This window comes from Pseudomonas allii (genome assembly GCF_055380095.1).
The window spans coordinates 3174562-3200818 of the sequence record NZ_AP039450.1; the positions used below are offsets into that span (position 1 = coordinate 3174562).

The following is a 26257-nucleotide window of genomic DNA, read 5'->3' on the forward strand; positions in this document are numbered from 1 at the left end:
CCAGTGAAAACAGGTTTTTGTGAGCCCAGCCTCTTCGGCCAGGCTGGCCGCGCGTGCAGCGAAGCCCGGCATCCTTCAAGTGGTTCGGCTAGCCCGACCCTGGTTAGCGTGCCAGTGCCTTAAAAGCACGGTAGTGTGTTTCGAGGAACAACAGCCAGGGCCTGGGCGTGAAACTGAACAGTCGTATCCCATGATAGGCCCTGTACATAGGGTCATCGATGGAGTTAGCGACCACCACCTCGAGGGTTTCCGGATTGATCGACACTAGGTGCGCGTCGAACAGCTATGCAGGTCTACCCGAAGCAATAGTCCATTGCTCACATCATTCGACTGATCGCCCCTGTACGGGATGACGTGTGCGGCCTCGACCAGGGCGCTGATGTCGCAGCCGCTGATGCAGCACCTCCCGCCATATCGCGTAATCACGCCTTCGCGGAAATTCGTCTGGCCAGTCCTCACGACAGAAACCTGTGCGCGCATCGTCCGCCGATCGGCATGCAGCAGCTCGAGCTCCCGTGAAGGCAGGAGAGCTGTCAGGGATCCCGCGCCAGGATTCTCTAGAGGAAGCGCATTGGATAGGTCAATCACTAGCTCGTGGGAGAGCATCGCCCTGTAGCTAGGTTTGGTCGTCGATTCGGTCTTCAGGGCGCGGAGGATGGCCAGCGTTTCCGCCGCGGCTTCAAGTGAGGCGAAGCTGTCAGGACGGTTATCCCAAGCTTGTCGCAGCGCGTCGATGCCCAGCTCCCGAACTGCGTGCAGGTCGTACAGGTTCGCGCCAGCGCCGCCGGCGTCAAGGTCAAGCGCGGCGTCATCAACTAGATCAGTCAGTGAAGCCGGCCTTTGTTCTTCCATGTCACGGAACAACGCTACGACCTCTGGGTGCCAAAGGTAAGCGGTTTCGCCGGCGTAATAGTCGTCGGTACCGGTGACGAGACGGTAGAGCGCGTAGAGCTCCGCCGCGGCCTCCACAGAGCCACAAGACTCTGTTCTGTAGACCCAGGCGGCAGCTATGTCCTCTTCAGTGAACTCCAGTAGATCTGTCACCTCCAGCGCATAGAGGTATCGCGGTGCTTCAGCCGGCGAGGGACCGTAGACGCGTGGCCCAGGGTCGTGAAGCGCGAGTTGGGGGCGCGGGGAGTCATCATCCAGAAAGGGTAATGTCAGGGTAAGCCCGTCATGTAGCCAAGCGTTGAACCGTTGCTGGCGCAGTTGCTCGATGTCGACCTGCAGGTACTGGTCAAAGGATCGAACGTGATTTACCCACTCGAGGTAGCCGTGAAGGCGCTCTCGCGGCCGAGGGAAGGGCTTGAGCGGCCTTCGCTTGGAGATTTCAGGTGGGCGCCTACTTGGGGTTGTCACCAGTATTCCGTCACCGCACTCGGAGTGCAACAGTGTGTGGTGACGGAAGTATCGGTCAACGGGGAGGGTGTGCCTACTGTTGTTTCCAGATCCACTGAATCACCGCGACACGGTCGGTTCGTCTCAGGCTGAGCATTCCGCTCAGCCCGGACTCAGTAGATGCTGGTGCACCGCACTTGGCGTCTTTGGGTGAGCTTCCAGCCACCCTCGATGGTGGTTCCCAGCCCTTTCTCAACCAGGCTGTTGAGGTATCGTGCCTTTACACCTTGCTCAAAGGCATGGAGCTCCTGGCTTTGCCGCTCTGTTGCCAGGCGGACGATCAAGCCCTGCTCTTGAATTGTTGGTGCAGGGCTCATTAAGGACAAGCTAATCCGCTCTCGGTCGAGAGCAGCAACTCCGATCGGCTGTGTTCGACCCAATATTTGCATCCGCTTAATTAGTCTGCTTGGATTGGAGGTGTCTACGAAGTCACGGGCGCTTCACAGCAATTCGCCGGCATTCCAACTGGTAGGATCGTAGGTTCCAGCAGCTCGAATTTTAGTTTGGCTAGGAACGCGATCTACCAGCAGCTATCGCGCTGACAACAAGGTCAGCCGAGACTTCGACGGTGCCCACGTTTTGGCAGGTAAACCATCCATACCCCTCTACAGCACGTTCGAATGCCGCGGAGCAGGCTTCGTGCTCGCTGTAATTCTTGATTACCACACTACTTAGGCCCCTGGCGCGACCGGCAGCCCGCTCCCATGATATTTTCGGTGGTGCTAGAACGCCCACGTGCAGGTCTGGCGTCACCACGCTGCGATCGAGGTTCATCCTAAGAATGTCCGGAAAATTAACGAGTCGTCGAAACGCAGCGTCTGACGGATACCAACGGTCGATAAGAACAACCGCGTTATCCGTTTGCTGCAACACTACATTGCTTGAGATCCAGGCTCGGCCATCGGCAAGACGCTCACAAATCAGAAGCTCCAAGTCAGCGCTCGGGTTGGCCGTAAGCGACTTGATCATCTCCAAGGTTTCGGGTCGATAGGGATCGAGTTCCTTTTCACACAGCTGGATTACCTGGTGCGTGCCGCAGGCGCGTAATCGCTCGGCAACCGCATTAAGAACTGTGGTCTTGCCGGTAGCCTTCGGACCGTCAAAAGAAACAAAGAATGGAACCGTCAAGTGGCAACCTCCCCTGACTCCTCAGGCTTCGCACCAGCCATTTGGGAAGGTTGTCCGCTGATACTGCCGTCTCTGTAAAGCGAGATACCCACACAGCCACTGGCACGGGCCTCAAGAATGGCCACCGCGATGTCATTTATTGTACTGTTGGCCGGCAGGTTAATCGTTTTTGAGATGCCTCCATCAATGAATGACTGAAAGGTAGCTTGGGTACGAATATGGTCGGCCGGACTCAGATCGTGCGCGCGCACCATCGCTTGGCTGATTTTGCTCGGTATCAGCTTGAGATCCTCAGGCTGAGCACCATTCATCAAAGACATGGCAATTTCATCGATCATGGATTCAGACAAGCCGTGCTCGCGTAGTAGTCGGCGGAGCGTGGGTTGAACCTGGTTAATCACGCGACCCTCGACGGTCTGGCGGGAAACATAGCTGAAAAGAGGTTCGATACCGCCTGATACGTTACCGAGTAAGCTGAGGGTCCCGTTTGCGGCGATCGCCATCAGCGAAGCATTTCGGCGCAGCGGCTCGCCGACTCGAAGTAGGGTAGGGTCACAGCTACCGCGGGTAGAAGCCAATGCTTCGCTAGTAGCCTTGGCGGTAGCCTGCACCAGGCCCATGATAGAGGCAGCGAAATCCAGCGATTCCGAGCTCCCATACCGTATTCCCATCATCAGAAGCGCATCGGCGAAGCCCATAACACTGAGCCCGATCTTGCGGCTCTGCATGCACCGTTCACCGACGGTCGCCGAAGCGTGGTCCTGAATGTCGTGGAGGTTGTCGAGGCATCGAACGCCTATCTCAACCGCGGCCTTGAACCGATCAGCATCGAATACGCCTCGGGTGACAAAGCGAGAAGCGTTTAACGAGCCAATCAAAGACGACTCGTTTTCCCGCAGCAATGACTCCCCGCAGACGTTCAGGATCAGGCGCTCACCATTGGGCGACCGCAGTGACTTGTGCTCGCCAAATGCAATTGCTGGCCGCCCAGTGTCGTAGATCGAAGAGCACACGGATTGCCAGATTGCTACCGCATTCGGCTGTTGCTGATCCAGGGCCGCGAAAAAAGCTCCGTCCAACTCGACATTGGTATGAGTTATCTCCAAGGAACTGCTCATGTCGATGAAGTGGCTGACAAGCGGATGGTCAACGTGGAGTGTGACTGCGCTATGTGCCTTGCGCTTGCGATTAGGATTCAGCGCCGCTGTCTGGTTTTCAATGAACCGCGTCATGGCCACAGGATCGGCAACCGATGTCAGGTCGTATCCGATACCTCCGCAACCATCATGAATCCTACCAGCAACAGCCATGGCCTCTGCGTCTAGCGGCGGGGCCAATACGTGACAGGCGAATAGATTTGCAGAGCTCTGGTGCTCACTGTTCATCATCACTGGTGAATTGGGCAGAAACGCACCGTCGCTCAAGAGCTGGTGGAGCTGCTCACCTAGGGCGAATGCCTCAGCGTCAGAGGCGTGCCGACGCTCAACATCGGTGAACATGCGAACTACCCGGCGAGGAAGGTCGGCCCAGTCACAACTGTCAGTATTCTCAAAGAAGCGAGGGGCGAGCACATCAAGGTAGGGGTTTTCGTGCGTCCAAGCCGGGCTGGTAGGACTGGCGATTGTTCTAGTCTGATCCATAGATACCTGATGACCCCTTAGCGGGGCTCAACTCCTGTTCTAGTTGTGTGAGGGCACCACCGTCTAGCCGGTGACAAAATCCTTGGTATTAGTTGCTATCGGCATCAAACGGATAATGCTGAGGAGGGAGCTGTGAGCCTGAGATCCCGCCCAGGCTACCCGAGTCGTCTGTACGCGCCCCTTTACCGAGTCAATACGCTTGACGTAGTGCCAGCAGGGCTTCTTCGAACAAATGCTGGTCTCGCGTCTGTTCTTGCCCGCTCTGCACGAGCAGCGCGCGCTGGGTCACCATCCATTCATCGATCGGCTTGAAGACTTCCTCAATCACCAGAGCAATCTGGTTCAGATAGGCTTGGCGCAAGTCTTCGACAAAGGTACTGGCCGCATCCTCGACTGCCTTAGTCTGGCGATCCAGCGCGGCCTTTTCGGCCTTTTCACTGCTGATGGCCTTGTAGATACCGTAGATGGCCATCCCTGCCTGTAGCAGCGGGCCAGCCCAGCGTCCTGCCATAGCGGCCCAACGCTCCATGGTCTTTTTGCCGATCCCCTTGAACAAAGTGGGCAGCAGCTCTTTGCCCAGCTCCAGCGCTTTCTTCACTCCTTGCTCTGTCATCGTTTTCAGGTCACCCATGGGCATCTTGCGCATGGCGTCCTTGAGCGCTGGCGACAGCCCACTGTCGTCACTGCCGTTGCCCTCGCGATTCACGCCATTCACGCAAGCGTGAGCAGCACCGAAGGCGCTGTCGGCCAACGTCTGGCCAATGTCTTCAAGTTTGCGTTGGGTGGCCGGCAACTCGTTATTGAGGGCGGTCATCATGTCGGCGGTCAGCACTGCGATGACTTTTGAGGCGCCGTCTTCCATGGCCTGCTCAGCCTGTTCAGCGGGTTGCCGGTGTGCATCGTTGATCAGCGCTACGACACTCGACTTGGCGCGTACGCAGCGGCTGTCGAGGTGATGACGCAGCACGCTCTGCAGCCGGTCACGTTCGCTGTCGATCTGCAGGCGGGCTTTGTCCAGTGCCTGCGCCTGCTCATTGCCGCCAGCCTGATGCAGGCGCATCAGGGCCAGTTCAATGGCTTCTTGCAGGTCTTTGTGGCAGGTTTTGAACATCACGCCACGGTCACTGCTGGCAAGGAAATCGCTTAGCGCCTGTTCCAGTTCGAGGATGCCACTGAACTCCACCAGCGGCTCCTTGCTTTCCACCCGGCCGCGCAGGGCCGCCTTGGCATTTACCCAGTGAATCGGCACTTGCTCCAGGATATCGTCAATACCATAGGGGAGGGCGGCGTTCTGCAGATACTTGCGCAGGTTGTCGTTGATGCTGAAGAAGTCGCGGCTGTCGTGCTGCACGCCGGCCTTGTTGTTGACGACCAGCATCACTCGGCGCCCGGAGCCAACAATTTTCACCAAGCGTTCCCAGGTGGCGGCCTCGTCGATCGTGCCGCCAGCGGCCACCACGAACAGCACCACTTCGCTGTCCTGCAATTGTTGCGTAGCAACTTGCTCATGCGTGATCGGTGCATCGATCCCCGGCGTGTCCAGGAGCACGTATCCCTGCCAAGGATATTCGGCCACCACCGAGGTTTCCGGGTGGTCGGCCATGGGCGCTTCGGCACGGCCCATCAGGGCGTTGAGCAGCGTGCTCTTGCCCGCGTTGTAGAGCCCATAAACCATGATCTGCGCACGCACACGTGCTGCTCGGCTGTGCAAAAGCTTGCCCAACTCGCTGACACGTTCGGCTGGCAACCAGCGCTGGAGTGGAGCATTGACGTTGTCGTAGGTGGCGAGTACGCGAGTGAAATCAGGCAGGGCCATGATCGAGTTCCTTGCTAATGTCGTTGATCTGTTGCGCAGCGAGATCGTCCAGGTTTTGCAGGGCCTGGCTGAGGCTCGACAGCCAGGTCGATACATCGACGAAGCACAGCGCATCGAGCTGGAGGTAGAGCTGCTTGAGGCGCTCTTTGGCGTAGTCGATGAAGTGTTCGCGCGTAGACAGAGAAACTTCGTCACGGTTGTCGCCGACGATGATTTCGAACTCGGTCGTCTCATCGAAATGGCCGCCTGCGGCCCCGCCGGCCTTGGCGCCCATCCAGCCCCCGAGGGCTGCACCGATGAGCCCGAAGATGATGGTTCCGGCTCCCGGCGCTAGCAACGTACCAAAGGCGGCACCGGCCTCAGCTCCACCCCAACCGCCGAGCCCGCCGCCTCCGGCCTTGCCGATGCCTTCGTTGCGCCGCGATTGGTAGCTGACGCTGCGCTTACGCGCTGCAAATCCCGGTAGCGCCTTGTCAGCTGGCGCCACGCTCTGCGCGGTGTGGCCCAGATCTTCGAACTTCTGTCCGATGGGCTCGCACAGTGCTCCGGCGCACTCAGCGAATTGGCGGTCGAACAGTACCCAGCACGCGTCTGAAAATCCTTGGTCGTTCAGCGCGTATTGATCGGCCAGCTTGTCGATCTCCATGGGCAGGCGCTGCTGTAGTTGGGAGAGCACTCGTTCGGTGTTGTTTTTCAGCTCTTTGCGCGCTTTGGCTAGTTCGCTCTGAAGCTCACTCAACAGCGCCTGCTGTAAACCAATCGACTCGCGCAACTGGCGGCAGAAGGCTTGCAGATTCTTCGACGGCACTTGCTGCTTGATCTGCAGGCCTTCGGCAACCGCAAGGCGACCGATCTCTCCCGCAAAGTCGCCCAGGCCGCTGGCTTGCCAGCGCTCTTGCTGTTCTTCAGCGGGGCCTTGCTCGGCGTAGCAGGAGGAGATGGACTGAACCTTGAGATCATCCAGCGAACAGTCGGGAGCGAATTCGCGCAAGGCCTGGATGAAGTAGCCGATTTGCAGCTGGCGTGCGCTGTCGCTTTTCATGATCAGCGTCTCGACGACCTCACCGTCGTCATTCACGTCCACGTCATTTTCGTCGCTGCCGGTGAGCACCACGAGCATATTCTTGTCCCTTTGCAACAGCGCCCTGGCCTCGTCCAGGTCTGAGCGCCGGCCTGGGCTTTCAGATTTGCTGAGGAACACCACCAGGTCGGCGGCATCGACGTAGTCTTTGGTCAGCTCGCCGTTGCCCGCGTTGACCGAATGTAGCCCAGGCGAATCGACCCAGGTCAGCCCTGGCAGGCGAAAGCCTTGGATGGCACTGGTGGCTTCCACGACATCGACGCCGAAACAGCCGTTTTCGCGGATTTGCGCATCGCTGGCCTGTTCGCACAACTGCGTGGACGTTTCGCTGAAAAACTCAGGCTTGGGCTGCGCCCGGGCGATCAGTTGCGCATCGGGTTCGGTGCGGCCGTAAGCCAGGTAATTGCCCAGCGAAGACTTGCCAGCCTTGACCTTGCCGAAAACAAACACCAGCAGAGAGTCGCCGAATTTGCTGCGAAACTGCGTGTTGCGTTCGTAGGCCCTGACGTTCTTGATCCAGGTATCGAAGCGCTCATCCAGATTGTTCTGGCAGGCCTTGGCAAAGGTCAGGAAGGGGTGGTCGGGAGCCAGCCCAGAGCGGCTCCAGGGCGAAGTTGTGCGAATCTGCTCCAGTGCATCCAGAGCATGCTTAAGACGCGCTTCGCGTGCCTCGACTTGGCGTTGCACATCGCTGAACCCTTGCGCGACCTGAGCAAAGACTTGCAGCAGTTCGCTGCGGTTGGCGGGAATGCAGGTCATAGCGATCTGTCCAGAAGTTGTCGTTTCAAGCGTTTGAGGCCTTGCATTTCAGCGCGCAGGGCTTTGGCCTGGCACTCGCGCTCTAGCCATTGAGGGCTGAATCGGGTATTCGGTGCCAGCAGGTGCAAGGCCTTGAGTTGGCCTTGCGCTGTGGCTAAAGGTGGGCTGGCGACAAACGCACGGAGGCTTTCTATGCTCACGCCGGCGTGGCTTTTGCCTGAAAGTATGAGGTCGGCCTTGTGCGAGGTCATCAACTCGCTTAGCTGTGCGTCGATGTCCTTAGTGAGCCGTTGATTACGCTGCGTCTGGGCGTCATCCCTGTCTCGTTTGCGCGCGCGCGCTTCGGCCTGTTCGCGCGATTTGGCGCGAGCCTGGCGTTCGGCTTCTTCCTTTTCACTGTCGGAATTGACCACCGCTGCGACAACGGTGCCGATCACGGGTATCAGTAGCCACCACATATTGAATCTCCTTGCGTGGAATCGATCAGTCGCGCGCCAAGCCATGGCTGACCGAGTCGAAGAGTCGTTCGACACTGCTCTGCAGTTGCGCCAACTGAGCGGCCTGCTTGCCCTCGAGCTTGACCAAACGCTTTCTGCGCTGGGCAATTTCTTGGTCGAGGATATACTCCAAGGCGTCGCGGCGGTGCTCGTCGCGCTCGGCGCGCTGTTTGTTCAGGCCCCGTTCAAACAGCCCCGGATGCGCCTGCAGATGCTCGCGCAGAGGGTCGAAACCGCTCAGTTCGCACAGCTTGGCGCTGCCCTTGCGCACCCCGTTGCGCAAGGTGGTGAACGAAGTTGCGAAGGTGGCTGGCACAGTCCCGAACAGCGACTGCAGGATCTTGCCGATCGCTTGCTCGCTGACTTCCCGCTGGGTGACGCTTTCGACATGGGTTAGAACCACCACCAGATGGCGCTCCAGATCCGGGCGACGGCGCTTGAGTTCGTACAAGAAGGCCGTTTCGATTTGTTCAAGCGTGGCGGTACGCAAGTTGTGCACGAACAAAATGACATCGGCATTGGCCAGGCCTAACCACGCGAGTCGATCATCCTCCTCGCAGGCATCGATTCCCGGGGTATCTAGATAGAGGCGTCCCTCATGTTCTAACGTCTGTAATTGGGTGGTTGCCCGTATTTCCTTGGTTTCAAAGGCTTCCGTTTCAATGTGCCCGGTAAGGCCGTTGAGCAGTGCGCTCTTGCCCGCATTCATCAGTCCGCATACGACAATCCGAGGTGCCGGGCCAAGGCTTTTTGCCTCTTCCAGCTCCGAGCGCAGGCGGCAGAAGTCAGGGTGTTGCTGGGAAAGCTGGATCAGCAAGTTGTCGTCCGTCACCTTTCGCTCCATGTATTGGATCCCGTTTGCTGCATAGCATGGCGATGAGACGACTAACTGGCAACTGGCCGCTAGTCGGCCTAGCGCAGGCTCTGCATGGGGCAATCATGCCACTGGCACCCGAACTCCAGCATCCTACGTGTGAGTTGCCGACGTTCTGGCAGCGCTTTGAAAAGCGTCGTAGTGATGTCTGAGTTCAGCTTGGCAAGCTACACCTGCGACACTGATTGCACAGGAGGTATCGCTCGGATGTTCACGTACTTGAGCAGAGGAGAGCATCTTATCGACCTACTTTCACTCTGTGATGTTTGGGAACCGCAGCGGGTGAGCTTTTGAGAGGGAGAGTGTTGGACCTCAGATTGGGGGCATCGTTTTCAGGCCATCCAAAGCATGCCCTCAAATATGCCCCAAATGTAGCAATTAACTGGAAGTAAATGGCTATTCGAGGCTAGAAAAAGGCAGAAATGATCAGCTAACAAGCATGCGCGAAGCGCCTAAAGACTCTCAGGGTCGCCAAAAAACATTTGGACTGGGCTCTAGGACGGCATTTTTAGCTCTAAAAATCTGAAATATGCCCCCAGTTTTGCCCCCAATCGCAGCGGATGTGCGAGCGATCGCGAATGGCGATTTCTGACAGAAGACCAGGCTGGTTCGGGTTGGCTCGCAGTGGAACTCCACATTTGCTCTGGAAGGAGAGTACGGATCACGTTGGCATTGATGCCGTGACGGATGGCCACGCTGGAGATGGAGGCGCCGGGTTGCAGGCACTCCTGGACAACTTGGGCTTTGAAAGACTTGGAGTAAGAGCTTCGTAGGCGCATTTAAGGGCTACCGCGTCCGCTTAACAATAGGCGGATACCGTCGCCCTTGATTTGGGAGAACGGTAGACGGATTCACTGTACGCTTATATAGATTAGCTTTGAGGTGATTGCGATTTTCTACGAGCTAATTAGCTTAGAAAATCGAGTTTTTGCCTTAGCACCTCGTTACGTCAGTGTATGGCGCAATGTCTACTTGCCGATGCTTCGCTGGCAAGGCGCGCTGCCACCGTCTCTTGAAAAGTACGCCCTTTAATGGCTCCAGCCAGCTCGCGCATAAGTCGGGCAGTTCATCTTCCCTCAAATGGCGTATTGACATCAATGCGCCGACTTTGGCCTACTCGCGGACACCTATTGATGCCCATAATCTGAAGGGAGAGCGGCAGCTTTCCGCTGGTCACCCCCGAGATTGGATCTCAAATGCTAGAAACGGAGTTCTTTACATGTTCCTGAATGACCAGGAAACAGCCACTGACCTGCTGTATTACGCCCCCATTGCCAAAACGGTAAAGCGCCTGCTTGATGAATCTCGGGGAACCCCGGTCACTATTGGCGTGCACGGCGACTGGGGGGCAGGTAAATCCAGCGTCCTGAAGATGACTCAGCAACTACTCAACGCTGATGAGCGCGTCTGCTGTATCTGGTTCAACGGCTGGACATTCGAAGGCTTTGAGGACGCGAAAACTGTCGTTATCCAGACCATTGTCGATGAACTGCAGCGTGCACGGCCAGGCTCCAAGAAGGTCGCCGACGCTGCGAAGAAGGTCTTGCGACGTATTGATTGGTTCAAGCTGGCGAAGCATGCGGGAGGTCTCGGGTTCACCGCATTGTCCGGCATCCCCAGCATTGACCAGCTCAAAGGGGCAATGGAGTCCATTTCGGCCTTCGTGCACAACCCGGGCGACCATCTCAGCATAGAAAGCCTCACCGGCCTTGCTGAGAGGGCCGGTGGCTTCATCAAGGATGCTGAGAAGGAGTCTGAGCAGCTCCCCGAGCACATGCACAAGTTCCGGGCCGAGTTCGAAGAACTTCTGACGGCTGCAGACATTGACCAACTGGTGGTCATCGTAGATGACCTTGATCGATGCCTGCCCAAGACAGCCATCGCCACGCTTGAGGCCATCCGTCTCTTCCTCTTCGTAAACCGGACAGCATTCGTGGTCGGTGCTGACGAGGCCATGATCGAGTACGCGGTGCGTGAGCACTTCCCAGACCTGCCACAAGGGGCAGGGCCAGTGACCTACGCGCGTAACTACCTCGAAAAGCTCATTCAGGTACCGTTCCGCATTCCGGCGCTGGGGCTGGCGGAGACCCGCAGTTACATTACGCTCCTACAGTTGGAAAGCGTCGTCAAAAATGATGACGATCAACTCAAGAAGCTCTTGACGGCCGCTCAGAAGGATATGCTCCGGCCCTGGAAAAGCAGCGGCCTCGACCGCAAAGCGCTTACTGGCGCTTTCGGCGATCCACTTCCTGACTTTGTCCAGGAAGCACTGGATACCAGTGCCTTGCTGGCGCGGATCTTGAGTGAAGGTACTCGCGGCAACCCCCGGCAGATCAAACGCTTCCTGAACTCGATGATGCTGCGCCACGCCATTGCCGAGGCTCGAGGATTTGCTGAGGATATTCGGCGTCCGATACTTGCGAAAATCATGCTGGCTGAGCGTTTCCACCCTGACTTTTATGAGCAACTGGCACGGATCGCGAGTCTAGATGCGGACGGTACGGTACCTGCAATCGCCGAGCTGGAAAAGCGGGCCAAGAAGTCAAAGGAAACCGCCTCAGAGTCGGATGAGGTGAAAGGCTCTGGGAAGCTAAAGGCTGTGGCCAACTCTGGCGATGTGCACGATTGGGAGAAGAGCGACTGGATCAGCAACTGGGCGGCGATCGATCCCGCGCTGATCGGTGTTGATCTGCGCCCCTACATCTTCGTGACTCGCGATAAACGCAGCTCCTTGATGGGGCAGGTTGCAGTGAGCCATCTCGAGGCGCTCGTTGACAAGCTAATGGGCCCTGCATTGCAGATCCGGCAAGCGGCCACAAAGAGGGACATCGTTGCATTAGCTGAAGTTGATGCCGAGAATGTATTTGATGCACTCCGCGATCGGATAATCCAAGCAGACGAGTATTCGAATCAACCCAAAGGCGTTGCGGGATTGATCGAACTTGTCAAACAACGCCCCGCCCTACAGAAACGTCTAGTCGAATTCGTCCGGGCTCTGCCCACGGCCAAGCTTGGCATGTGGGCTCCCGCTCCATGGCATGAAAGCTTAAAAGACACCAATGCCATCCAGGGGCTTGAAGGGATTCTGAGGGGCTGGAGCCAGCAGGTCGAGAACGAGACGCTTCAGAAAGCAGCCAAGCGTGTACTTGAATTCAGCGGGAAATCTTAAGGATTGATATGGGTACCTCCAAAGGATATGGAGGCCCGAGCTCCGGCTTGGTGCCCTCCTGGATTGATGATGTAGCACAACCAGCCGGCCCGGCCGCTCAACCGAATGGGCCAGGCCAATCAAATCCATCTCAGCCAGGCTCTACCCCGTCTCAGTCAGGCTCATCTCCATCAGGGCCGGTAAACAATGACGGCACTGGCTCACTTCGGGGTGCCCGCAGCAGCTTCACACGTTTCGCCCGAACTGGAAGCCCCAGCGATTTGGGGAATGCCCTGTCTTCCTATGTGCGTAAAGGCGTAGGGGGGCCATCGAGAGGTGCGCGGCGCATGGGAACATCCCGCGCTACTGCGGCAAAACTGCTCAGTATCTTCGGGGATGTTCAGCGCAACGGCGCATCAGAAACACTACGGCGATTGCAACTCACCGTGGCTCCAGGGCAACCGGCCTCCCAGGTACTACTCGCGCTGCTTGAGTTCATTTGCCCGCCTGGTGGGGCGATTGACGAAGGCGTTGCGCGCCAGGCTGCACTGAACACGATTGCCGAACTGGACGAGGCAGGCAGCGGCAGCTTCCAGGATATGACTGAAGCTGATCGGCAAAACTTCTTCCTCGATTTCGTAGCGAATTCGATTGAGAGCATGATCATGGCGGACTTGGGCGGTAGGGGCATCACCATGCCGGATGATGTGGAAGCGGTTGAACGCATCCAGTCTCAGCTGAGTTCGTTCATCACAGGTTGTACGCGAGGTCAGCTCGCCAACCGGCTGGAGCAATGGCCGGCGCCCACAGACCAAGAGGTCAATCAGGTCACGTCTGCGATTTATGAGGCGGCGTTCGATCTTATCGCGACTGCAGCGGAGGGGCTGGAATGAGGCACCACAGCATTATCTGCCGGCTCGGCGAAACGGATAACGAGGATCTAGCGCTGCTGGAGTCAGGTAGTGTCATCACCAATATCCAGTTCCTCGACGGGCACGGGAGATTGCAGTTCGGGATTGGCCAAGCCATTGAGCAATTGGCTGATCTGGGGCTGAGCCCAGGAGAGACTGCCGTTGATCTGGCACTGCTGGCGGCGACCCTTACCGCGGCGGACACCAGAATCTCACGAGACACCGAATCGGAGAATTCCTGGACGAGGGAGATCGACCTCTACGTCCCCGTCGCAGAACCCGCAGTATGGACAGCAACGTCCGACTTGCTGGCCTCGACCTTGAAATTCCTCACTGGTGATCGCTGGCGCCTGGTCTTCCGCGAGCGACCCACAGATATCGATGAGCTATCTCCCGCTCCGGAGAGCTTGAGAACAGATGAGTCGGACAGCGTCTGCCTGTTCTCAGGGGGGATGGACAGCTTCATTGGGGCGATCAATCTATTCAGTGGCGGCGGCAAACCATTGCTTGTGAGCCATTACTGGGACACCAACAGCACCAGTACCTATCAGAACGACTGCCGGGCAGCGCTGCAGGAGAGGTTTTCCGAGACGTCGATCAACCACGTCCAGGCCCGTGTCGGGTTCCCGCACGATCTCGTGGAGGGTGGTGGTAGTGAAGATACGCTTCGAGCGCGCTCATTCCTGTTCTTCGCGCTGGCGGCCATGGCCGCGGAAGCGATCGGCGATTCGATCACCATCCATGTGCCTGAAAATGGCCTGATCTCTCTGAACGTTCCCCTGGATCCGCGCCGCCTGGGTGCATGTAGCACGCGCACGACTCATCCATACTACATGGCGCGGGTGAATGAGCTCTTCGGGCGTTTGGGCCTAAGCACGAGGCTATTCAACATGTTCAGCCATCTCACCAAGGGCCAAATGGCAGAGCAGTGCTCTGACCCTGAGTTCCTAGCGGATCATGTGCATCTCACAATGTCGTGCTCCTCGCCAGGAAAGGCAAGGTACAATCCTGACCCCTCGAATCGATCACCCAAGCACTGCGGGTTCTGCGTCCCCTGCATTATCAGGCGGGCAGCAATTCGTCGTGGGTGCGGGCCGGATCAAACCCGATATGTCATCCCGGATCTACATGCGCAAGCGCTGGACACGAACAAATCTGATGGCGAACATGTGCGCTCTTTTCAGCTGGCCATCGCGCGCCTCAAACGTGCTCCAGACCGCGCCAAGTTCGCAATTCATGAGCCCGGACCTTTGATCGACCATCCTGACAGCTTAGATGACTTCGAACAGGTTTATCGAGATGGGCTGCTGGAAGTCGACGATTACCTCGAGGGTGTGACAGCCATACCACTATGAAACCGCAGAAGAGCTCGACTCCAAAGTGGGTGGATTTCCACTGCCACCTTGACCTCTATCCCGATCACGAGCGTCTCATCGTGGAGTGCGATCAGGCAGGGGTCGCTACCTTGGCCGTGACCACTACACCGAAAGCATGGCGGCGCAATCGTGAGCTTGCTGCATCGTCTCGGCATGTCCGGGTGGCATTGGGGCTACATCCCCAACTGGTGGCCGAGCGTGAATCGGAGCTGCCGCTATTGGAGCGCCTGCTTGAGGAGACTCGATACGTTGGAGAGATAGGGCTTGATGCCGGGCCCCAATTCTATCGGAGCTTTGAGGCGCAGGAACGGGTCTTCAAGAGGGTGCTCGAGGCTTGCTCGGAGCAGGGCGGGAAGATTCTCACCGTCCACAGCGTACGGAGTGTTGGAAAGGTGCTATCCCATATCGAGCGCCTGCTTCCGACTGACCGGGGGACGGTGGTGCTCCACTGGTTTACCGGCTCCGCCAGTGAAGCTAGGAGGGCTGTGGAGCTTGGATGCTATTTTTCGATCAACTCGCAGATGCTGACCTCTGCCAAGCACCGCAACCTCGTCGCCTTGCTACCGTCTGACCGGCTTCTCACCGAGACAGATGGCCCGTTCGTGCAAAGCGAGGGACGACCAACCAGGCCTGCTACCGATATCCCAAAAACGGTACAGGCGCTGGCGCTGCTTCGAGAGCAATCGCCAGAGCAAGCTGCAGCCCAAATCATCAGTAATCTGCGAGATCTAGTACGCACCTAGTATCAGGTTTGAATGCCTTGCCAGGCAGCGTCCAGGTCTACGAGCTCGTTTTACTACGATCCGGTCTTCACTCCGAGGAGTTGCGCTTCGACGCGCGAAACTCGCCGCCTGAAAACTGAGAATCTAATCAGCAGTGTTCTCCTGCCCAGACCCTCCAGAGGATTTGTCGCTGTACTGAAGCAGGATGCTGAGTTTTTCTCCACGCACCCGGTCAGGTGAGTTGAAGTGCTTCTCCTGGTAGTCGGATGGACCGAATACTCGGAAATGCTCATCAGGCAGGAACACGGGAGCGTAGACGAAATCCTTACGATGGCCACACTCGTCAGGCAGGGGAATCACAAACTGGTACTGGAAATTCCCGTACTGAAATATGAACTGATACCTATATGTCGATTCTTGAAACGCCTCTCTCACCTTGGCAACGATGCAGGTGATTTTGTTCGGATTGACGCCTCCGCTTATCCCTCACTCGATAACCGGCACGGAGCCACTCAAGCCAGGCTTATGGTTTTTACTCAGAAGCCAGGGTTTCAGGTAATCGAATTGGCGGTGATCATCGTCTGGCATCATGGCCAATGCCATTTTGATGAGCATCTTGTGAATGGCGGTCGGGTAGTAGGGTTGGCGCACAACCTGGAAACGGAGTTGATTCTTGCCCTTGACCTCCAATGCATCGACTCCACCTTTATCACCGACACAGATGACTAGGTTAGATTGGTCGACAGCCGAGACCTCTAAGTCTGGGGCTTTGTACTTGGGGATGCCATTGCGCCCCCGGATTCGCTGAAATGGACGGTGAGGGTGGGTGTAGGCTGAGAAGCTGTTTTCAAGATGATCCCCGAAGTGGTGATTGCACTGATCACACTCCAGCTCATCGATAATCGTCTTGTTCCCCAGAAAAATGGGTATGGCATGCGACTCTTCGCGGAAGGTCGTGGATCTCTCGTCTTTCCCACAATACCGACACACCTTCGGTTTCTTGTGCCCCAGCCTGCGTTTCAGCTGAGTGGGAGAGAACACGTTGAACACATGGAGAACGTAGCGCTCAGTCAGCGCTCTGCCTCGCTTTTCGTTGAACTCAATGAATTTTTCGATCACGCCGCGTGGCTCCACTAAAAATTGAGCAGCACCCTGGTGAGGGTCGTTCTTTGGAGGTTCGGCCGCACCTGAGCCGCACCATTTGAGGATGTTAAATGATACCGGTCTGCCGGCATCACGCGTAGAGCGGCGCTAATGTGCCCCAGAGATTCTGTGGATTGGCAGGCTTGCGTGCGCTTTTGTCCGCTTCAACCGGAAGCTAAAGCTCCATCTACAGGTAGGCCCTGATAGTCAACCGGTGTAACGTATTGCCACTATTCAGCTAGGCGTCGTTCATCGAGACCTAGCGCCATCTAGGCGCGGCCTCTGCTCGCCACCGGATGACTCCAGATAGAAGGGATTCTCATGTATCTACGCGCGTTGGACGTTAGAGGTTTCAAGTGCTTTGGCGAACCCTTCACTATCGAATTTCACGATGGGCTGAACGTGTTGGTGGGCGAAAATGGCGCGGGCAAGACCGGTGTAATCAGCGCGGTGCGTCAGCTCTTCAATGATTCGGAGTCGGGCAAACGAATCATCGGTGAGCACGATTTCTACAAGGGTTTTGAGGCAGGTGCTTTCGCCTCGGAGGAGCTCCAGATCCAGGCCACGTTTTCCGACTTGGATGATAAGGATGCAACTGCCTTTGATGAGTGGTGCGGGAACTATGATGAAGCGAAGCTCACCTTCATTGCCAAAAACCAAGAGTCACGTGGACGCTTCAAGTATCACACTTATGGTGGTCACGAATTCACCCAGCCCTTAGATCCTGAAACACTTGACTTGATTCACTGTGTTTATCTGCCGCCACTCCGCGACGCAGAGAACAAGCTCCGAGAGGGGCGCCAATCACGTTTGGCCAGACTGTTGAAGGCCCTATGTCGGAAAGAGCTGGACGCTGCCAGAAAGGCCGGCACTCAAACTGCGTTGGAGCAGCGCGTTGGCGACTTCAACCGCGAGCTTTCTCAGAGCGACGACTTTGCCATCAAACTGGCCAACCAACGCATCGGTGAAAGCCTGAAGGCCGCGCTCGGAATGCATCTGTCCCAAAGCACGTTGATCCAATTCTCCGAGGTGAGCTTCTCCCGTATCGTTGAAGGATTGAGACTGCTTTATTTCCCCGACCTCACAAATGCCGACCCCACCCAGTTCCGATCTCTGGGGGAGAACAGCCTGGGGTACAACAACCTATTGTACATCGCATCCATCCTAGCGGAGCTCGTCCTTGAGGTAGAGGAGGGGCGTGGTGAAGAGACCTACCTGCGGCTGCTGCTCATCGAGGAACCGGAGGCGCACCTACACCCGCAGCTCCAACTACGGTTGCTACGACACCTCAAAACGGAGGCAGAAGCTCGAGGTATCCAGGTCATCATCACAACCCACTCAACTGTGATTTCGGCTGCGGTGTCTGTGGAGCACCTGATTCACCTCTCCAATGAAGGCATGCCAACAGCCGTTCCTCTGAGAAAAACAGGGCTTCCTGAGCAGAGCCGGCGTTTTGTAGATCGCTGGCTCGACGTCACCAAGTCAAATCTTCTTTTCTCAAAAGGCGCGATCCTCGTCGAAGGAATTGCCGAGGCAATCGTTGTCCCCGAGCTGGCTAGGATCGTCTTGCATGCTCAAGGGAAGGGCAGAGACTCTTTGGACGATTACGGCGTGTCCGTCATCAACCTTGGCGGTATCTATTTCAAGCATTTCATGCAGCTGTTCTGCGATGTCACGGGCGCCCAGCCTGGTGGTAATGTGCCTATCAGGTGCGCCGGACTCACGGATAATGACCCTCCCAAATCTTTCTCGACCATTGACGATGGCGAAGGCAGGGAAAAACCAGTTCCATTCCTCCCGCATGCCGAAGATCACCGGCTGGGAAACAATCCGGCATTGGAGCTTCAGGGGCCGATCAATCAGTCTCAATTCGCTCGGTTGTTCGCCGGCAAGTACAAGACCTTCGAGTACGACATTGCGCTGGAGGGCGGCAACCTCACGACCATGCTGAATGTGGCAGCAGATCTCTGGCCCGTTCGGGATGGCAAGGTGGCCGGGAATTTGAGGGAAGATGCAAAACGGGATTTCGCATCCATGTCCTCTGCTGACAAAGCCCCTTTTGCTGGCGCTTTGCTCGCGAGGCTCGACTCCGAAGAGATTGGCAAGGGGTTGTACGCCCAAGCGCTCGCGGACGCGCTCTTGGCGCGCCCAGCTGATTTCGTCGTGCCGGAGTACATCCGACTGGCCATCCTTTGGGCCTGTGGACTGGAAGAGGGACAGGCATGATCGCTCGAGTTGCTGAAGTAATCCCACGCAGGGTGCTCCCCCAATGAACTTCACCCAGGAGCAGTTGGATTATCTCGCCTCACCGCTCGACAGGCACGTTTACCTCAAGGCCTGCCCGGGCAGCGGAAAGACGGAAGTGGTTGCCGCGATGGTGGCCAGAATCGTCCAAGAATGGTCTCGTTCACCATCAGGCATCGCAGTGCTGACGTTCTCCAACAGTGCCACGGACGAACTCAGGAACAGGGTTCATAGGTACCTGGGGGAGCCGATCGGCAAACCTCATCTAATCGCTACGTTCGACAGCTTTGTGCTGAACCGGCTGGTGGCGAGCATTGCCAGTGAGATGACGGGATATACTGGCAGGGAAGGTGACTTTCGCATTCGGATTCTGGACAAAGCAGCGAACATCTATCGCACGCGAAATAGCATTTGCGATCGTTGGATCTCTGCGTGCAAATACGACTACGACCTTGGAACGACCAAGTTCGTATTTTCCACTGGCGAACGCGGCCTCGATAAGCAACTGAACGCCGAAACCCTTAATCAGGATACCTTCAAAGATCTCATTGCCACTAAGAAGCGGCTGTGGCGAGGAGGTTTTGCCACCTTTGGTGACATCGACATGCTTGCCCTGAAGGCATTCAAGGATAGGAAATTCGACCCCTATTTTTCGCGGGTCGCGCGCCGGTTTCCTCTGGTCATCGTGGACGAATGCCAGGATCTCTCTGCAGAGCAACTACGAATCGTGGAGCATCTCGCACGGTTCGGTATGGCGTTCCATTTCGTGGGTGATCTGAACCAGTCAATCTATGGCTTTCGCAAGTCGAACCCAGAGAATGTCACCGACCTCATGGTCAAGCTGAAATTCGACCCGTATGAGCTCAAGGCGAACTGGCGGAGTGGACAGGTCATAGTCGATCTGTGTACCAACATCCTTGGCGGCGAACGGATCAGGGGCAATGCAGATATTGCTTCCCTGCAACCACGGATACTCGAATATGAAGTGTGCCCCTCTGAGCTGCTGCCTATAATTCGCACCATGACACAGGGATACACCAAAGTGGTACTGGTGGCCCGGGGTCATACGACCCTGCAGCGTTTGCGTAATGGTGAGACCTTCGAAGGCATCGAACTATTGGCAGTCGCGTGCATCAGCGCCAGCACAGGTAACCTCAAGGACATCAAGCAAAGCTTGAGGACGTTTGCAAAGTGGCTGGCCGACAAACTCGAGCTGCAGGTCACCAAGGTCGGCCCCTATTGCCCCATTGTCATGGAGTCCAAGCTTGTTTGGCGGAAGTTCCTCCATGAAAGCCTGAAATTCATGGTCGCCAATGGTGCAGGCAACTCCGATCAGACCTGGTCTGCTTGGGTGCGCACTGCAAAGCTGGCGATCAGACGGCTCCCGAATCAACCTTTCGTACCTGTGGAGTTACTGGAGGAGCTGGATGTCCTGAAAGACTTGAACCTTGTGGCTCGCAAAGGGCAGGGTGATAAGCCAGTCTCCGTGCGAGTGTTGAGCCAAGAGGTATTGGAGGGGCCACCAGACACGTTGCGCTACGAAACTATTCACCAGGTGAAGGGCGAAACTCACGATGTCACTGTGGTGGTTTCGTCCCAACAGCCCGGGCCGCACCAGTCTCATTGGCAAGACTGGTTGCGAGATCGCGGATCGGAGGCCGCAAGGTTCGCTTATGTGGCGAGTTCCAGGCCCCAGCATATGCTGATTTGGGCGGTAAAAAAGCTCAAAGAAGAGGATCGACCTGTACTGGCGCAATTGGGGTTTGAAGTACCGCCCCCCCCGATAACCGTCCCTAAACGAGCACATTTGCGTTCCACTCGTTAAATCTAATCACCATTTAGGTCGTTCACTCATGCTGGGCGCGCTGTGCAAAACTTCTGGGGTATGCTTTCGCCAACTTGGCCTTTTGATCTAAATCAGTAGGGTGAGACGATGAGTTTTCAACTGTACATGGAGGTCTCCTGCCTATGAACCGTTCCTCGGCCCCCTCCGTGTATGCTGAAGACCTCACGGCTAACCGGAGACAGGGCGCATGCAGCCAGAGCAACCAACCCTGAACCAGTGGTCACGTGGCTCAAAGCATAGCCTTGATTTTTTGCGCTTAGCATCCCGCAGCCCACACTTACAATTTTTGACTAATCGATAAGGGAACATTCATGGGTAAGCCTTTTAAAGACCGAATTCATGCCATGAATCAGATGTACAAGCTGCCGATCAACGGCACGCCCACGCTACTGACCGATCCTGCTGACAAGCTCAAGAAGTTCAAAGCCACGCTGATGGCTGAAGTTCATGAGATCGATGAAATCGTCGAAAAGATCGAAAAAGGCGATGCTGAAATCGATATAAAGGTCGCCATTGCCGACGTGTTGGGCGACGTGATTGTTTACTGCAGGTCTGAGGCCCTGAAGTACGGCTTACCGCTCGAGGAAGTGCTGGACATCATCATGGACAGCAACGAGAGCAAGCTCGGGGCGGATGGAAAGCCGATCTACGATGAAAATGGCAAGTTTCTCAAAGGCCCGAATTACTGGAAACCAGAGCCCAAGATCAAAAACTTGCTTCTTGGCGCTAACGACAAAGCGGACGCTTGATCGGAGAAACAGGCTTGAAATCCATCAACATTGGCAAGACGCGTACGCTCAAAGACATCGAGGCGGCCATTCGCAAGATCTGCGATCGTCCGGGGGAGAAATTCCTCATTCAGGCAGACATGCTCAGCGCCCGGCGTGGCGCCATGCATGATGCCGCACGCCTCCAACTGATCGTCACCCTGGCCCGACAGCAGCTGCAGAGCGACTACCTGGATTTTAACCCGCAGGCCGATGTTAAAACGCTCCTACACAACCTCGCTAACTGTTCGCCAGGTATCGCAGCTTTACGTCTTTCCAAGGGTATCAGGCTAGGCGAACTGACATTCAATCGCCGAGAGGTCTTCCAAGAGTCGGTAGAACGAATGCAGGCCATGGATGCAGGTCGGTACGAGGATGTCGTCAACGGCCGGGCCGTCGATTTGATTTGTGTAGCGGGATCGAAGGTTCAGCACCTGCGACCGCTGTTCAGCGCTGCAGGTCAGGTAAAGCCGCCATCTGAAATGACCACCGAGATGCGCAGGCTCATTGACTTTGTCAACAAGCAGAGCGGGCGCACCAGTGTTCCGGAGTCATTGATCGAAAGCCTGGGTCTGTTCTGTTCTGAGCTTGTATCCAACACACAGGAACATGCGACCTCAGATCATCTTGGCCACGCGTATTTTGCCCATGTTGAAGGCGTCATGGTCGGCTGGAGGCGTCTTGAGGACGACATCTTTGCCGAAGACTTTGACGGCAGTGAGGACTTGCGCCGTTACTGGCAGAGAGAGTCTTCTACCACCGACAATAACAAGACCAGCTTGCGGGCGTTGCACATCAGCTTCTTCGACTCGGGCCCCGGATTTGCCTCCAGAATGAGCGGCAAGGCGGTGCAAGAGATGTCGCTTCAGGATGAGCGGAGGTACCTGCTCAAATGCTTGCAGCCGCGTCAGTCCAGCAAGACTCTGGACGCCGCGGGGATAGGTCTGCCTGCCATCCTGAATGAGCTTCGCAAGGTGGGCGGGTTAATCCGTATTCGTTCTGGCCGGCTGTGCATCTACAACCAGTTCGAAGAAAACGATCGGCAGCGTGACCCTGACGACTTCAGGGATTGGGACAACACCGACTTGGCACCCGTTGCCGGGGCCGTTGTCACCATGATGATTCCATTGAGGGGCATGTAATGGAGCGTTTCTATCAATGGATGTCCGCTGTCAGCGACCCCAGCGGCAGTCATGAAGCGTTGGTCATCTGCTACAACGATTCGGAGCTCTCAGTACAGCACGTCTTCACTGATATCGAAGACGCGCTGAAGGCCCAACGACATCTGCCTGACTGCGTCTACATCGTGGGAACGTCTGATCAGTTGTCGGTGTACAACAGCAGTTGGGCTGACGATAAAGACCGCCTGGCTAACCTCCTGAAGCGTGGCGTAAAAAACGCACGTGTGTGCGTCCATGAATACGTGTTCTTACAGTGGAATGGCGCGGGCTTCAACGTTCATGTGCTGGGCGGCCAGAAACTTGTCTACCGCTATCATCCGAGCTCTCTCTTGCGAGATGGTTTGAGAACGCTGATCGAGAAGAACAAAGTCATTCATTCTGCACCGTCCGCGCATTCTTTTAAGCACCCGTCCGGCACGCTCAACAACGTGTTTATCCAGGCCCGAGAACTGGCGAGTGATGAGGCCGAAGTTTGCGTGGTGGGGTATGCGATCGCACTTGAGTACGGCGCCAGGTTGCGCCAGGCGGACAAGGTGTACATCGACACCATGGGCATTTACGCCTTCGTGAAGAATGCGCTTGATCGCTTGGACAGTAAGGCCGAAGTCATGAGTTTCCACTCCTATGAGCGACTCAAGACAATGTACCCTCCAGCAAGTGACTATTTCTGCGTGGTATCGGCCTCCACGTCCGGCAGCATGGCCAAGCAGATGGGGGAGCAGGGTTTCGCAGAGGATTGCGTTGCCACGCTGATCGATCGCACGGCGGATGGCCGATACGGGGGCGTCCTGGTCGCCCTGGACGACATTGACTATCTACTGCCGGTCAAGGCGGAGGAAGGCTGCACGCTGATCGAGATCATAGGGGAGAACTTCTCGGCGAAATCAAAGCCTCCCAAATCGATCACAATATCCCTGAAGCATGACCCTAAGCGGCTGGCCAAATTCCACAAGTATTTCGGTATGGGGGGAATCATTGGATTCAACCGGTCGAGCAAGCCTCACAAGCTGTTGACGCTCAATCCTGATCTGCTGCTAGCGGACGCTGACTTCAGGAAATGGCTGACCACTGAAATCGACTGGTCGGTCTCTATGGCGACAAACCTAATTGTGTACGCCGACGATGACGGGTCGAAAAAACTCGGCGAGGTGGCCAATGAGATGCTCAGTCAGAAATGGGGCGTTACTAAGTCAATCCGATGCGTGCCTTACAGCGAACTTGATCAAGTCGATTTTGAGACCGTCTCCGGAGTGCTTGTCACGACAGTGGTAGCGCGCGACGGAGGGATTCTAAGGGAGATCAGTCGTGATCTGCGGGCCTACATGGATGCGACCGTGCCACGCAGGTTCCTTGCGCCGATCGGTATTCCACAGAGCGCCAGAGCCTGGGCGCTCCTCAAGACTTTCCTGATGAAGAATCCCACGCCCCGGGAATACGGCTTCTCCAACTGGCTGTGCTTACCCATTGGTGATGACGGGAAGCAGAACGCCTGGAGTCGCTTGCTCACGGTTGCGTCTGCCGGGCAGGTCGATGACGTCGGCTTCACGCCCAAAGTCTCGGAAAAGGTTCGCCATGAGGCTATTGATGAGGCCACTGAGCTTGTTGAGGAGCACAAGCACAACTTCCTGCCAAAACATGATGGCGGCGCGCTCGCCTTGTCCGATGGGTTTCTGTTCTTCGACCCCTCAAGCAATGTGGGTCGGGACTGTCCAAACGTACCGCAAAGCACAGTGTTCTTCACGATTGCTGCAGTCCTGCAATTCGCTCGCGAACACGACGATCATGAGCTACGCCTTCAGCCGACGGGGTATGAGTCAGTGGTGCTGTCGCCGGAGTGCTTCCTCCGGTTTAACGACAATGTCCTCCAGGCTTCATTCCTGCGGGCTTGTCTCCCCTCGGAGCTTGATTACTCAGCGAGTCCGGAGCTGAGCAAGCTGATGAAGGAGTTCATCGCCAAGGTATTTGCCCGGTGGGAGAGAACTTACGGCGATGCCGCACTGGAGTTCGCTGCGGCGCTGGCCACCGGCTCGCTGAAGCTCACGCAGGAGGATACGCGGGCACTACTCGATGAGGCTATCGAGCAGCGTAAAGGCGAAGCTTCCAGCCTTCTGGGCCTACTCCTACTTACTCAGCGTGCACAGTTCCCGGCTCAGGCAGTTAGAGGAGGCTAAGCGGGCAGCCAATACCAATGGAGGAGGGCGGATTTGCTGGCTGCCGTAATGTGCTTTTAGTCACCGATGCAAGTATAGATGCAGCCGCAAAGCACCAGCGATTACGTGCATCGCGCAACTTAGCCAGTCGTATCCTACAGACTGAGCGGGGCGGAACGGGAATAGTGGCGTGACCTGAATCTGTCTATGAGCTCATCACAAATGCCTATCTCTCTGTCGGATCGTTTTCGTGGCTGCCTACTTGGCCTGGCCTGTGGCGATGCCGTCGGAACAACTGTCGAGTTTATGCCGCGCGAATCCTTTACACCGGTCACGGACATGATTGGCGGAGGGCCTTTTAATCTTCAGCCTGGGCAGTGGACCGACGATACATCCATGGCGCTTTGCTTGGCGGAGAGCTTGTTGCAGAAAGGTGATTTTGACGCTGCCGATCAGATGGAGCGCTATCTGAAGTGGTGGACGTCGGGGTACTTGAGCTCTACCGGCGAATGCTTCGACATCGGCCTGACGGTGCGCCAGGCATTGGCCGACTTTCAAAAGAATGGTGATCCCTTTGCTGGCTCTACGGATCGCTACTCGGCCGGCAACGGTTCAATGATGCGTCTGGCTCCGGTCGTGCTGTTTTATTACCCCGATGATGAACGGATTCGCGCTTTTTCAGCCGACAGCTCCCGAACGACTCACGCTGCTCAGGAGGCCGTTGAGTGTTGTCTGATGTTGTCGGAGGTCATTGCCAATGCGCTGCGTGGTACGCCGAAAGCCCAGATGTTGCAGGTGCAGAGTTTAAGCCTCACGGAGCCCAAAGTGATTGCCATTGCGCAGGGGCTATACCGGGAAAAGGAACGCGCTGACATTGTCGGTTCTGGCTACGCGGTGGCTTCACTGGAAGCTGCGCTGTGGTGCTTTCACCATACCGATAGCTTTGCCGAGGCCATATTGACGGCTACGAACCTGGGGGATGATGCGGATACCACGGCGGCGATTGTCGGCCAGGTGGCAGGGGCGTATTACGGTGTGCAGGGGATTCCAGAGGACTGGTTGACCAAGGTGAGGATGCGCGAACACATTCAGGTAGTTGCGGATGAATTGATGCGGGTGAGCCATCCGATGACGGAAGGCTCCCCGTAGAGAAAGAACGTGTAACTATTGCATCAGCTTCATCACGCCGATCAGCACGCCAACGGCGGCCGAGAGCATGAAACCTAAGCGCAGGGTGAGCTTCGCCTCAAGCTGAGCTATCTGAGTTTGCAAGTTGGCGATATCTACCTTGGTAGCGAGAAACGTATTCAAGTCGGCCTCCATCGCATCGATTACAGCACTGGCTTTTTGCTCGGAAACGTTGATTGACGTCAACGCTTGGTATAGAGCAATTTCGAGTTTCATATGACCTCCAAAATAGCAAAGGCCGACCCCGTACGGGAAGGCCCGTAGGGGTTGGGGAGATAAACGGCTTTCATCGACTTGATGTCGACTGATCGCGCTATCGGAAGCGGGCGATCATGGGCTGGATCTCTGCGTAAAACCGCAGCGCAGCCTGAAGATCCTGGCTGCTGGC

20 protein-coding genes are annotated in these 26257 nt (G+C 56.5%); 10 read left to right on the plus strand and 10 right to left on the minus strand.

Going from position 1 to position 26257, the window contains the following annotated elements:
- Window positions 1-264 precede the first annotated feature (264 nt).
- The 8 genes from ACZ445_RS14160 to ACZ445_RS14195 all read right to left on the minus strand — a co-directional run bounded on the left by ACZ445_RS14160 (window position 265) and on the right by ACZ445_RS14195 (window position 9972).
- Window positions 265-1044, minus strand: coding sequence for an HNH endonuclease (locus tag ACZ445_RS14160; RefSeq protein WP_464708494.1), 780 nt, complete (start codon window positions 1042-1044; stop codon window positions 265-267).
- 861 nt (window positions 1045-1905) lie between these two features.
- On the minus strand, window positions 1906-2526 hold the full coding sequence (locus ACZ445_RS14165; protein ID WP_464708496.1) for a nucleoside/nucleotide kinase family protein: 621 nt from the start codon (window positions 2524-2526) through the stop codon (window positions 1906-1908).
- Window positions 2523-4025 (minus strand): hypothetical protein, encoded by a 1503-nt coding sequence (locus tag ACZ445_RS14170; RefSeq protein ID WP_464708498.1) that lies wholly within the window; start codon window positions 4023-4025, stop codon window positions 2523-2525. The genes ACZ445_RS14165 and ACZ445_RS14170 overlap by 4 nt, the downstream gene beginning before the upstream one ends.
- A 331-nt stretch (window positions 4026-4356) precedes the next feature.
- Complete coding sequence (locus ACZ445_RS14175; RefSeq protein WP_464708499.1) at window positions 4357-5982, minus strand: GTPase; 1626 nt, start codon at window positions 5980-5982, stop codon at window positions 4357-4359.
- Window positions 5969-7822, minus strand: coding sequence for a dynamin family protein (locus tag ACZ445_RS14180; protein ID WP_464708500.1), 1854 nt, complete (start codon window positions 7820-7822; stop codon window positions 5969-5971). Before ACZ445_RS14180 ends, ACZ445_RS14175 begins: the two co-directional genes overlap by 14 nt.
- Window positions 7819-8280, minus strand: coding sequence for a hypothetical protein (locus ACZ445_RS14185; protein ID WP_464708501.1), 462 nt, complete (start codon window positions 8278-8280; stop codon window positions 7819-7821). Before ACZ445_RS14185 ends, ACZ445_RS14180 begins: the two co-directional genes overlap by 4 nt.
- 25 nt (window positions 8281-8305) lie before the next feature.
- On the minus strand, window positions 8306-9151 hold the full coding sequence (locus tag ACZ445_RS14190; protein WP_464708502.1) for a GTPase domain-containing protein: 846 nt from the start codon (window positions 9149-9151) through the stop codon (window positions 8306-8308).
- A gap of 536 nt (window positions 9152-9687) precedes the next feature.
- Window positions 9688-9972, minus strand: coding sequence for a transposase (locus tag ACZ445_RS14195; RefSeq protein WP_464708503.1), 285 nt, complete (start codon window positions 9970-9972; stop codon window positions 9688-9690).
- Between the two features lie 440 nt (window positions 9973-10412).
- Here ACZ445_RS14195 and qatA point away from each other — a divergent pair, with 440 nt between their 5' ends.
- The 4 genes from qatA to qatD are packed head-to-tail and all read left to right on the plus strand — an operon-like array spanning window position 10413 to window position 15371.
- The gene (qatA, locus tag ACZ445_RS14200; RefSeq protein ID WP_464708504.1) at window positions 10413-12362 is read left to right on the plus strand and encodes a Qat anti-phage system ATPase QatA; all 1950 of its coding nucleotides are present in this window, start codon (window positions 10413-10415) and stop codon (window positions 12360-12362) included.
- Between the two features lie 8 nt (window positions 12363-12370).
- A complete protein-coding gene (gene qatB / locus ACZ445_RS14205; protein WP_464708505.1) occupies window positions 12371-13234 on the plus strand; it encodes a Qat anti-phage system associated protein QatB in 864 nt (287 codons plus the stop codon).
- Window positions 13231-14607: a Qat anti-phage system QueC-like protein QatC gene (gene qatC / locus ACZ445_RS14210; RefSeq protein ID WP_464708506.1), complete on the plus strand. Its 1377-nt coding sequence runs from the start codon at window positions 13231-13233 to the stop codon at window positions 14605-14607. The genes qatB and qatC overlap by 4 nt, the downstream gene beginning before the upstream one ends.
- Window positions 14604-15371 (plus strand): Qat anti-phage system TatD family nuclease QatD, encoded by a 768-nt coding sequence (gene qatD / locus ACZ445_RS14215; RefSeq protein WP_464708507.1) that lies wholly within the window; start codon window positions 14604-14606, stop codon window positions 15369-15371. Before qatC ends, qatD begins: the two co-directional genes overlap by 4 nt.
- 465 nt (window positions 15372-15836) lie before the next feature.
- On the opposite strand, the gene ACZ445_RS14220 is transcribed toward qatD, so the two are convergent.
- The gene (locus ACZ445_RS14220) at window positions 15837-16469 is read right to left on the minus strand and encodes an HNH endonuclease (protein WP_464708509.1); all 633 of its coding nucleotides are present in this window, start codon (window positions 16467-16469) and stop codon (window positions 15837-15839) included.
- A 345-nt stretch (window positions 16470-16814) separates the two neighbouring features.
- On the opposite strand from ACZ445_RS14220, the gene ACZ445_RS14225 reads away from it, so the two are divergent.
- From ACZ445_RS14225 to ACZ445_RS14250, 6 genes are all read left to right on the plus strand, one after another.
- A complete protein-coding gene (locus ACZ445_RS14225; RefSeq protein WP_464708510.1) occupies window positions 16815-18719 on the plus strand; it encodes an ATP-dependent nuclease in 1905 nt (634 codons plus the stop codon).
- Window positions 18720-18762: 43 nt separating this feature from the next.
- The gene (locus ACZ445_RS14230) at window positions 18763-20562 is read left to right on the plus strand and encodes a UvrD-helicase domain-containing protein (RefSeq protein ID WP_464708512.1); all 1800 of its coding nucleotides are present in this window, start codon (window positions 18763-18765) and stop codon (window positions 20560-20562) included.
- Between the two features lie 332 nt (window positions 20563-20894).
- Window positions 20895-21332 (plus strand): MazG nucleotide pyrophosphohydrolase domain-containing protein, encoded by a 438-nt coding sequence (locus ACZ445_RS14235; protein WP_464708513.1) that lies wholly within the window; start codon window positions 20895-20897, stop codon window positions 21330-21332.
- A complete protein-coding gene (locus tag ACZ445_RS14240) occupies window positions 21329-22492 on the plus strand; it encodes a hypothetical protein (RefSeq protein WP_464708515.1) in 1164 nt (387 codons plus the stop codon). The genes ACZ445_RS14235 and ACZ445_RS14240 overlap by 4 nt, the downstream gene beginning before the upstream one ends.
- On the plus strand, window positions 22492-24702 hold the full coding sequence (locus ACZ445_RS14245; protein WP_464708516.1) for a hypothetical protein: 2211 nt from the start codon (window positions 22492-22494) through the stop codon (window positions 24700-24702). Before ACZ445_RS14240 ends, ACZ445_RS14245 begins: the two co-directional genes overlap by 1 nt.
- 201 nt (window positions 24703-24903) lie before the next feature.
- A complete protein-coding gene (locus ACZ445_RS14250; protein ID WP_464708518.1) occupies window positions 24904-25830 on the plus strand; it encodes an ADP-ribosylglycohydrolase family protein in 927 nt (308 codons plus the stop codon).
- 15 nt (window positions 25831-25845) lie between these two features.
- On the opposite strand, the gene ACZ445_RS14255 is transcribed toward ACZ445_RS14250, so the two are convergent.
- On the minus strand, window positions 25846-26085 hold the full coding sequence (locus ACZ445_RS14255; RefSeq protein ID WP_464693977.1) for a hypothetical protein: 240 nt from the start codon (window positions 26083-26085) through the stop codon (window positions 25846-25848).
- Window positions 26086-26257 lie beyond the last annotated feature (172 nt).